Below are 9,644 nucleotides of genomic sequence, written 5' to 3' on the forward strand. Positions count from 1 at the left end.
ATTCGGACAGCCAAACCATTATTTCAGTGAACTGAGTCCGAATGAGCACCCAAATCGGACGCCAATCACTATTTTTCAACTCAACGAGTCCTAATGAACTCTCTCCTGCATTAACCCATTTAAAACTAATACATTACCCAATTTTGACCTACGTCAAAGATTATTTTTCCGCCCTCACTTACAATAAAGATGAGGATAAAAACTGCTGGCGCAATTGTGATAATTTTAATAATCATTGATGCTTTAATAAGCTGGTTTCCTTTGTATCTGGTATGTTATCCATGAGGGCAAGTGTTTTGAAAGGACTCCGTCTTGCCCAGCCATACAAAGAATAGAAATTGAAAATCAGTTATAACTGAACTATATACAAAGGAGAGAAGCTGAATGTCTTGTCATTCATGTAATCACGATGATCATATGAAAAATTCGTGCATTTCGAGGGTTCCGATTTTTAACCACTTAACTGAAAGTGAAATGGCTGAAATCTCACAAGTCGCAGTGAGCAAACGTCTCAAGAAAGGAGAGCTTTTATTCCATTCAGATGAGCTCTCAGAACATCTTTTTATTGTTCATAAAGGCTTGGTAAAAATGTACCGAATGACTGAAAATGGGAAAGAACAAATTATCCGATTTGTGGAAGAGGGTGACTTCATCGGCGAGCTTTCTCTCTTTTCAAAAACAATGACAACAAGCTTTGCTGAGGCAATGGAAGATACAGAGGTTTGTACCATACAGCAGCAGGACATTCATCAACTACTCCTAAGCTATCCAACCATTTCGTTAAAAATCCTGAAGGAATTCACGAGTAGACTCCATGAAACGGAATCACTCATTGAAAAATTAAACTCACAGGATGTGGAAAAGCGAGTCGCAGGCTATTTAGTTGAGCTAATTGAAGGCCATGATGAAGATTCGATGACGATTGAACTGCCGATTCGAAAAGGAGACCTTGCATCCTTTCTTGGAACCTCACAGGAAACACTCAGTCGCAGATTATCAGCATTTCAAAACCAAGGCCTCATTGAGTTAAAAGGGCAAAGAAAAATCATCATTAAACAACTAGAACAGCTTAGAAAGAAAGCTAACAATAGATAAACTACTATTTTATAAGGGTTCCCTTAATCAAGAGAGTCCTATTAGTTACTCGGCCTTCCGGAATAACCGGAAGGCTTTTAATATAATGAAACTAGGGGTTTGTCCAATATCTCGACGTCAATGTCCGATATCATGAAATTATTGTACGATAACCCAAGAGAAAATTCGAAATACAATTGACAATAACTAAACAGTGTTATAAAATTATCTTGAATTCAAGATAATTGAATGTAGGATAATATAGAAACGAATATTCCCATCTATTCTGTAAAAAAATAAATTAGATTATTTTAAAAGGAGATAAAAACTATGAAAACAGCAGGTATTCACCATATTACTGCAATTGTTGGGCATCCCCAAGAGAATGTTGACTTCTATGCGGGTGTTTTAGGGCTTCGTCTTGTGAAACAAACGGTCAATTTTGATGACCCAGGTACGTACCACTTTTATTTTGGTGATGACGTTGGAAATCCAGGCAGCATTATTACCTTTTTCCCATGGGCAAATGCATCTCAAGGAAAAATCGGCGATGGCCAAGTTGGGATTACCACCTACGTTATTCCAAAGGGAGCATTATCTTTTTGGGAATCAAGATTGACTAAATTCAATATCTCATATAAGAAAACAGAACGTTTTGGAGAACAATATCTCCAATTTGACGACATCCACGGACTGCAACTTGAACTTGTTGAACGAGAAGAAGGGGCAAACAGTAAGTGGGAATTTGGAGATATAACCTCTGATGTTGCCATTAAGGGCTTCGGTGGGGCGATTTTATTTTCCTCACAACCTGAAGAAACGGAAAAGCTTTTATCAATCATGGGTCTAGAGCACATTGGTGAGGAAGGCGATTTTATTCGCTTTAAAGCTGAAAGCAATATCGGAAATGTGATCGATGTAAAACGAATTCCTGGTGAAAAAGGAAGTTTGGGTGTCGGAACTGTTCACCATATTGCGTGGCGTGCGAAGGATGATGAGGAGCAATTAGAGTGGCAACAATACATTGCCAATCATGGCTATGGGGTAACAAGCGTACGCGACCGAAATTACTTTAATGCGATTTATTTTAGGGAGCACGGAGAACTTCTTTTTGAAATCGCAACAGATCCTCCAGGCTTTGGCATTGATGAAGAGTATGAGACAATGGGTAAAGAATTAAAGCTACCCCCACAATATGAACAACATCGTCAGAAGATAGAAAATGTCTTACTACCGTTTGAAGTAAGAAGTCTGGATTAAAAGGAGACTGAACATTGATTTCAATTGATCCAAGTAAAAGTTCTGAAAGGGACAATTATAAGCTGCTAATTGGAAGCATTACCCCAAGGCCAGTTGCATTTGTGACATCAAAATCGAAGACAGGTACGCTAAATGGAGCTCCTTTTAGTTATTTTAATATCGTGTCATCCAATCCACCCCTTATTTCATTATCGATCCAACGAAAAGAGGGAATCATGAAGGACACGGCTAGAAATATTACAGAAGGAAAAGAGTTTGTCGTTCATATTGTCGATGAGAGTAATGTAGAAAAAATCAATATTACCGCAGCAAGTCTTCCAGCCGATGAAAGTGAAATTGAGCTTGCCGGGCTAACACCAGTAGAAAGTACAAATATTAAAGTACCAGGGATTAAAGAAGCCAAAATCCGAATCGAATGTGTCTTAGAGCAGGCAATTGAATTAGGTGGACAGGAAATGCCGGGTTGTGATTTGCTCATCGGAAAAGTTGTCCAGTTTCATGTTGATGAGGAGCTATATAGCAATGGGCGGATTAATCAAGAAAAACTAGGGCCGGTAAGCCGATTGGCAGGCAATTATTATGCGAAAATAGGAGACGTGTTTGAAATAGAGAGACCAAAGTAATCATTTTTGGTCTCTCTTTTCCGTTTGGTTATTTTTAAGCATTTCCTCTAGCTGATTCACTTTTTCCTGTAGATTGTCAATATCCTGCTGCATCTGATTCTTATCTTGATCCGATTTATAATTTTCCACTTGTGATTGAAAATCGGTAGAAACATCTGTATTTAGCTGAATAATTGCTCCAATAGCCGACAAAGCGTCACCCGCAGTAGATAATACACTTCCGATTATACCTAGGATTGTACCGCTATTATTAGGTGGTTTATATTGAAAATTACCTAAAGTCGAGTTCGTTTTATTCACAATATTGTTGGCAGCAGAGGAGATAGCGGCATCCCTTTTATCCTTATTCATGAACACTCCCTCCATAAACTATAGGACAGGTCCATTGTCCTGAGTAAAATATGGTGGGACGAGGAACCTGTCCCTATGACCCTTTTCTATTATATTCACCCATGCAGGTAATGGTGTCGAGTTGATTTATCCCTTATTTGCCTTTAGGAATAAATTTTCGCGGCGTATAATTGATATCCTCCGAAGAATAAATGGCTACGATAAGTGTTCCTCCATTAACCTTTGCCCGAATTAATATCGGTTGATTGTATGTATTTTTAAAAAGAAAATCAGGTCCATACCAACTTACTGTTGCGTCGCGTCCTGGAGGTACATAACCAACACGTTTACTATGGGAATAGCGCTTAACGATTTCAACTCCGGCAAGATCGACGGCATTAAATAGGGTGGAAGACGTTTGGCAAATTCCACCTCCGATCCCTTCAATTAGTTCACCTCTTATGATTTCGGGAGCCGGTTGATATCCCCTGGCGGCGGTTCGTTTTCCAACGACTTGATTAAAGGAGAAGATTTCATTTTGAAAGAGCACATAACTATCAATAGCTGCGGCTGAAAGAGCAATATTTGTAGAACGTGCTTTACTAGATGAATTAAAATGCGTAACATACTGCCCAATCTGTTTTACCCGGATTGTGGATAAAAGCTCACTATCTACCCGCGGATATATTCGCTCAATGGGTACCTCAAGGTAATCCACTTTTCCAAAAAAATTAGAGTAGAATAACTTCGTAAATTTATCCTTATCTAATTTTACGCCAACATATTCCTGAACGATCTCTCCCGTTTTGCCTATCTTTGCGTCCCTTGCTTCCTCGTATACTTGTTCTTCTAAATAGGTTAGAAAATCTGTATATTTTTTCGTGTTCAACGTGGGAACACCGAGCAATGGAAGAGAATATTCTGCCCGATTCACTGTGGCAATCGGATTTCCTTTATAGGTTATGTACAAATTATCCTGAGGATGGAATTGCTGTACAGTAAAGAAAAGCATCATAGCCCAAAATAATTTCAGTGTCCCCACCACCTTTACGAAACATCATTTTTTATAGTATGGATGAATATTCGCAATTCCATTAATTATGGTAGAAAAATTTTTGAATTTAATATTGTAACAAAATGTTCAAATTCAAGAAAAACGTCTGTGATATGCATCACATCAGGGTTTGCAGGGTTTATGATAGGGTGATTTACATTTTACAAAAACTTCCTTCCCTTTTCTGTAACAATTTTTTGGGGTTCTTGATGTTATCATCATTTACACAGTGATAAAGATTTCAAAGAAATTATTATGCAAAATAAACCTTAGCTGCAGTTTTCACATATTACGAAAAAAACAAGTAGCTAAAAAATTTTTGACAACTTTGTGAAGTTATACACAATTTCAGTATGACGTACATAGTTGTTAAATAGAGCATTCATTCGGAAAGGAGTACTTTTATGAAAATCAAATGGTTTTTCTTATCAATGGTTATTACTATTGCCACAGTGTTAACAGGATGTGAACCATTAATGGTCCTAGACCCAAAAGGACCGCAAGCCGAGAGGCAAGCCCATGATATCCTACTTTCAATTGGAATCATGGCTATTGTAGTTATTGTCGTTTTCGTATTATTAACCTATATGCTCGTTAAATATCGAGCTTCAAAAATGCCAGAGGATTACGAGCCACCACATATTGAGGGAAATCCTTGGGTTGAAGCAATTTGTATCGGGATTCCAATCTTAATCGTTGGTTATCTTTCAGTTGTATCTGTTCAAAGTAACTACATTGTCGAGTCTGCACCAATAGGCTACGAAGACCAAGAGCCATTGGTGATTTATGCTTCGTCCTCAGACTGGAAATGGCATTTTAGCTACCCGGAAGAGGATATTGAAACAGTCAATTACCTATACATTCCAACAGACAGACCACTTGAATTCAGACTTTATTCTTACGGGCCAATTACAAGCTTTTGGATTCCACAGCTTGGCGGGCAAAAATACGCCATGGCCGACATGATTACGACTTTGCATCTTGCTGCTGATGAGCAGGGTGAATTAATGGGACGTAACGCAAACTTTAGTGGTAAAGGATTTGCGGAAAACACATTTAGCGTAAACGCCGTATCTCAAAAGGATTTTGAAGAATGGGTAGACGAGGTTAAAGAAACTGCGAAGCCGATAACTGAAGAAAAATTTGATGAGATTTTAGAACCAGGACACCTTGGTCAAATGACGTTTACTGGAACTCACCTTGAGTTCGCACCACCGCCAGAGCATAACCACGGATCAGGTGATGCCAAAGAAGATCATCAGGATCACGAGGAAGATCATACAGAGCATGAGAGTCATTAATTTTTAAATAAATTTTGAACGCCGAATTTTCACTTCAATTGAAAGGAGTAACAAACGGATGGAATTTTTTGAACGTTTTGCTATACCACATCCTAGTCCTGCCATCTATGCAGCGATGGTCGCAATTGGACTTACCGTAATCGGAATAGTCGCCGGTTTAACCTATTTTAAAAAATGGGGTTATCTATGGCGCGAATGGTTAACAACCGTTGACCATAAACGAATTGGTATCATGTATTTAATCTCCGCCTTAATCATGCTGTTCCGTGGTGGAGTGGATGCAGTTATGCTGCGTGCACAGCTAGCTACACCGGAAGCAAAGCTGTTAGACGCACAGCACTATAATGAAATATTTACAACACATGGTGTTATCATGATCATGTTCATGGCGATGCCATTTATCATTGGGTTTATGAACTACGTTGTACCTTTGCAAATCGGTGCGCGTGACGTGGCATTCCCACGTTTAAATGCGATTAGCTTCTGGCTCTTCTTTATGGGGGCTATGCTATTTAATATTTCCTTTGTAATTGGGGGATCACCTGATGCAGGATGGACTTCATATTTCCCACTTGCAGGTAATGATTTCAGTGCATCAGTAGGAACGAACTACTATATGATAGCATTACAGATTTCAGGTCTTGGTACAATGATGACAGGTATCAATATGATCACTACGATTTTAAAAATGAGAGCACCTGGTATGACATTGATGAAAATGCCAATGTTCACATGGTCTACTTTAATTGCTAACCTCATTATCGTAACAGTGTTTCCAATTTTAACAGTTTTGTTAGCAATGGGAACAATGGATCGTCTATTTGGAACACATTTCTTTGCTAGTACAAACGGTGGAATGGATATGCTTTGGGCTAACCTATTCTGGGTTTGGGGGCATCCAGAAGTATATATCTTAATCCTACCTGCGTTCGGTATTTACAGTGAGATCATTTCTACCTTCTCAGGAAGAAACCTATATGGTTACAAATCAATGGTTGGATCAATGGTCATCATCTCAGTACTTTCATGTCTAGTTTGGGCGCACCATTTCTTTACAATGGGGCAAGGGGCTGCATCGAACAGCTTCTTCTCAATTTCAACTATGTTGATTGCTGTTCCGACTGGTGTGAAAATCTTTAACTGGTTGTTTACATTATGGAAAGGTAAAATCCGAATGACAGTTCCAATGCTTTACTCAATTGGGTTTATTCCATTATTCACAATCGGTGGGGTAACCGGGGTAATGCTTGCGATGTCAGCTGCGGATTATCAGTACCATAATACAATGTTCTTAGTGGCACACTTCCATAATACAATTATTCCAGGTGTTGTATTTGCGATGCTTGCTGCACTCACATATTACTGGCCAAAAATGTTCGGATTTATGCTAAGTGAACGTATTGGAAAATGGACGTTCTGGGCACTTTCAATCGGATTTGTCCTTGCATTCTTCCCAATGTACATTTCAGGATTAGACGGTCAAGCTCGTCGTATGTACACATACTCTGAAAGTACTGGTTTTGGTCCATTGAACATGATTTCGTTCATCGGTGCGGGTATTATGGCAATTGGATTTGCTCTGATTGTGTATAACATTTACCACAGCATTCGCTACGCATCTAGAGATATCGGTAGTGACCCATGGGATGCACGTACACTAGAATGGGCAACACATACACCAGTTCCTGAGTATAACTTTGCATTTACTCCAAATGTAAACTCAAGCGAACCATTCTGGGATGACAAAAAGAAAAAGCATAAGCTTTTCCCAGGTAAAATTGAAAAAATTCACATGCCTAACAAAAGCGGGCTTCCATTTATCATGAGTAGCATTTTCTTCGTGTGGGGCTTCTCCTTCGTATTTGCAATGTGGACACTGTTGATTATTTCAACAATTGCTATCTTTGTATGTATGGCATACCGTTCATTTGAAAAGGATCCTGGACATTATATTCCAGTTGATAAAGTAAAAGAAACAGAAGAAAAACTTGGAGGTGCTAAACTATGAAACTAGGACATTCGCAACCTCTTGAATATAGTACGCACCATAACGAGTTAAATATTTTTGGTTTCTGGATTTTCATTGGTGCAGAAATCATGCTTTTCGCAACCTTGTTTACATCGTATTTTACATTAGAGAACCGCGTCGGAAGCGGTCCATCAGGTGCAGAGATTTTTGAAATCACACCTGTTTTAATCGAAACAATTTTACTTTTAACCAGTAGTTTTACAATTGGTCTTGCAGTTCATGCAATGCGCATAGGCAGAGTTAAGGCAATGATGAGCTTCTTCGTAATCACATTGATTCTAGGTTTAGCCTTCCTAGGTGTTGAAATCTATGAGTTTGTTCACTATGTCCATGTTGGAGCTGGTTTACAAACAAGTGCATTTACAGCGATGTTGCTAACAACTTTAGGAACACACGGAATTCACGTTACATTTGGACTATTTTGGGGAGCTATGATCCTTCTCCAAATAAGAAAAAGAGGCTTAACTGCAGAAACTGCTGGTAAATCGTTCATCTTTTCATTGTATTGGCACTTCCTAGATGTTGTCTGGATTTTCATCTTCAGCTTCATCTATTTGAAAGGAATGATGTAATATGAGAGAACTTTTTCCAGCTAAACAAATAATGGGTTTTGTCTTTTCATTGCTCCTTACAGTTATTGCTCTTGGAGTGTACTTCCTTGACCTATCCTTTGCAGTAGGCATAACTATACTCATTGTTACAGCATTTGTGCAAGCATTGGTGCAATTAATTGTATTCATGCATGCTGGTGAAACAAAGGATAAATGGGCAATTTACGCAAATGTCTATTTCATGATTTTTATTGCGTTAATTACAATCTTCGGTACACTATTCATACTAGTTTGGGATATGTCATAAAATTAAGAGTGTCTTTCGAGGCACTCTTTTTTTTGTGGAGAATAATCAGATTATTGTGTAATATAAAACATGAAAGGGGGAATGTAGATGAATGCTTCATTTTTACTGAGGTTCAAAGCTTTCATGATTGATTATATTTTGATTCTTGTGTATCTAGTTGTCCTTTTTATTATTAACGTATTTCTATTTCCAGGTTTGCAAGAATTCTTCAAGGGATCAGTAGTAGTTGCGCAATTTACAGGCTTTTTAATGGTGACTTTGCCTGTCTCCCTTTATTTTATTATTAGCGATTCAAAAATTGGTGGGCAGTCATTTGGAAAGAGAAAATCCGGTATAAGAGTGATTCGGAAAAACGAAGAAGCCGTGTCTTTACTGCAAATGGCTTTTCGAACACTCGTAAAGTTTTTACCTTGGGAGCTGTCACATTTTCTTGTTTATCGATTGATGTATTTGGGGGACATTGAATTTCCGTTCGCTTACACTTTAATTGGTGGACTCATCTATGCACTTATGATTTCATATATTTTGACATGTATTTTTACAAAGAAGAAACAATCTTTATATGATATCTTGGCGAAAACGTATGTGGTGAAGGTGCAATGAAGAGCATCTTTTTTTTGTTCAAAAATAAAAAGCTTAGCCGATTGAGTGGCTAAGCCTATAAGTAACCGAATGTTTGATTTATTCTTGTTTTGCCCCTTGTGCCTTCAACAATATTTCTTCAGATGCGATTAAAAATAGCCCCATTAAGAAGACAAAAATAGCTCCCATAACCGTACCGATACCAATTGGCGTTAATACGCTGGAACCGTTTGCAAAGAATCCTAGACAAAAAATAATGATACCGGCAATAAGCACTGTTCCCCCAAAATACTTAACAGCCTCAAGCATAGTAGATTTCATTTTTCCTCATCCTCCTACTATAAATTATTCACTTTGTTCACAAAATTGTCAAATACTTTTCACTAAATGTTCAAAAATTGTATTTTACGCTGTGGTGGGGGCTGGTAAAAGATACAGTGTTTCTTCAGGTACAAGCTCCAGCTCAAATCCTCCAAGCATGTACCGCAACAACGGTTTAGCAGTACAAGCTCCAGCTCAAATCCTCCAAGCAT

11 protein-coding genes are annotated in these 9,644 nt (G+C 38.3%); 8 read left to right on the forward strand and 3 right to left on the reverse strand.

Going from position 1 to position 9,644, the window contains the following annotated elements; translation table 11 throughout:
* The first annotated feature begins 384 nt into the window (after window positions 1-384).
* From V7097_RS24490 to V7097_RS24500, 3 genes are all read left to right on the forward strand, one after another.
* The gene (locus tag V7097_RS24490) at window positions 385-1,095 is read left to right on the forward strand and encodes a Crp/Fnr family transcriptional regulator (protein ID WP_335706254.1); all 711 of its coding nucleotides are present in this window, start codon (window positions 385-387) and stop codon (window positions 1,093-1,095) included.
* 309 nt (window positions 1,096-1,404) lie between these two features.
* The gene (locus V7097_RS24495; protein WP_335706255.1) at window positions 1,405-2,334 is read left to right on the forward strand and encodes a ring-cleaving dioxygenase; all 930 of its coding nucleotides are present in this window, start codon (window positions 1,405-1,407) and stop codon (window positions 2,332-2,334) included.
* Between the two features lie 14 nt (window positions 2,335-2,348).
* Complete coding sequence (locus V7097_RS24500; protein ID WP_335706256.1) at window positions 2,349-2,957, forward strand: flavin reductase family protein; 609 nt, start codon at window positions 2,349-2,351, stop codon at window positions 2,955-2,957.
* On the opposite strand, the gene V7097_RS24505 is transcribed toward V7097_RS24500, so the two are convergent.
* Complete coding sequence (locus V7097_RS24505; RefSeq protein ID WP_335706257.1) at window positions 2,958-3,308, reverse strand: hypothetical protein; 351 nt, start codon at window positions 3,306-3,308, stop codon at window positions 2,958-2,960.
* Window positions 3,309-3,441: 133 nt separating this feature from the next.
* On the reverse strand, window positions 3,442-4,302 hold the full coding sequence (locus V7097_RS24510) for a VanW family protein (protein ID WP_335706295.1): 861 nt from the start codon (window positions 4,300-4,302) through the stop codon (window positions 3,442-3,444).
* 443 nt (window positions 4,303-4,745) lie between these two features.
* On the opposite strand from V7097_RS24510, the gene qoxA reads away from it, so the two are divergent.
* The 5 genes from qoxA (at window position 4,746) to V7097_RS24535 (ending at window position 9,132) form a co-directional block, all read left to right on the forward strand.
* Window positions 4,746-5,642, forward strand: a complete 897-nt coding sequence (gene qoxA / locus V7097_RS24515) for a cytochrome aa3 quinol oxidase subunit II (protein ID WP_335706258.1) — start codon at window positions 4,746-4,748, stop codon at window positions 5,640-5,642.
* A 58-nt stretch (window positions 5,643-5,700) separates the two neighbouring features.
* Entirely contained in the window at window positions 5,701-7,650 is a 1,950-nt protein-coding gene (qoxB, locus tag V7097_RS24520; protein WP_335706259.1) for a cytochrome aa3 quinol oxidase subunit I, read from the forward strand.
* Window positions 7,647-8,243, forward strand: coding sequence for a cytochrome aa3 quinol oxidase subunit III (gene qoxC, locus V7097_RS24525; RefSeq protein WP_335706260.1), 597 nt, complete (start codon window positions 7,647-7,649; stop codon window positions 8,241-8,243). Before qoxB ends, qoxC begins: the two co-directional genes overlap by 4 nt.
* 1 nt (window position 8,244) lies before the next feature.
* Window positions 8,245-8,529, forward strand: a complete 285-nt coding sequence (qoxD, locus tag V7097_RS24530) for a cytochrome aa3 quinol oxidase subunit IV (protein ID WP_335706261.1) — start codon at window positions 8,245-8,247, stop codon at window positions 8,527-8,529.
* An 87-nt stretch (window positions 8,530-8,616) separates the two neighbouring features.
* Window positions 8,617-9,132, forward strand: coding sequence for an RDD family protein (locus V7097_RS24535; protein WP_335706262.1), 516 nt, complete (start codon window positions 8,617-8,619; stop codon window positions 9,130-9,132).
* Between the two features lie 78 nt (window positions 9,133-9,210).
* On the opposite strand, the gene V7097_RS24540 is transcribed toward V7097_RS24535, so the two are convergent.
* On the reverse strand, window positions 9,211-9,432 hold the full coding sequence (locus tag V7097_RS24540) for a hypothetical protein (protein WP_335706263.1): 222 nt from the start codon (window positions 9,430-9,432) through the stop codon (window positions 9,211-9,213).
* Window positions 9,433-9,644 lie beyond the last annotated feature (212 nt).

The organism is Bacillus sp. JJ1562 (genome assembly GCF_036962705.1).
In the GTDB taxonomy this organism is placed as follows: domain Bacteria; phylum Bacillota; class Bacilli; order Bacillales; family Bacillaceae_L; genus Ferdinandcohnia.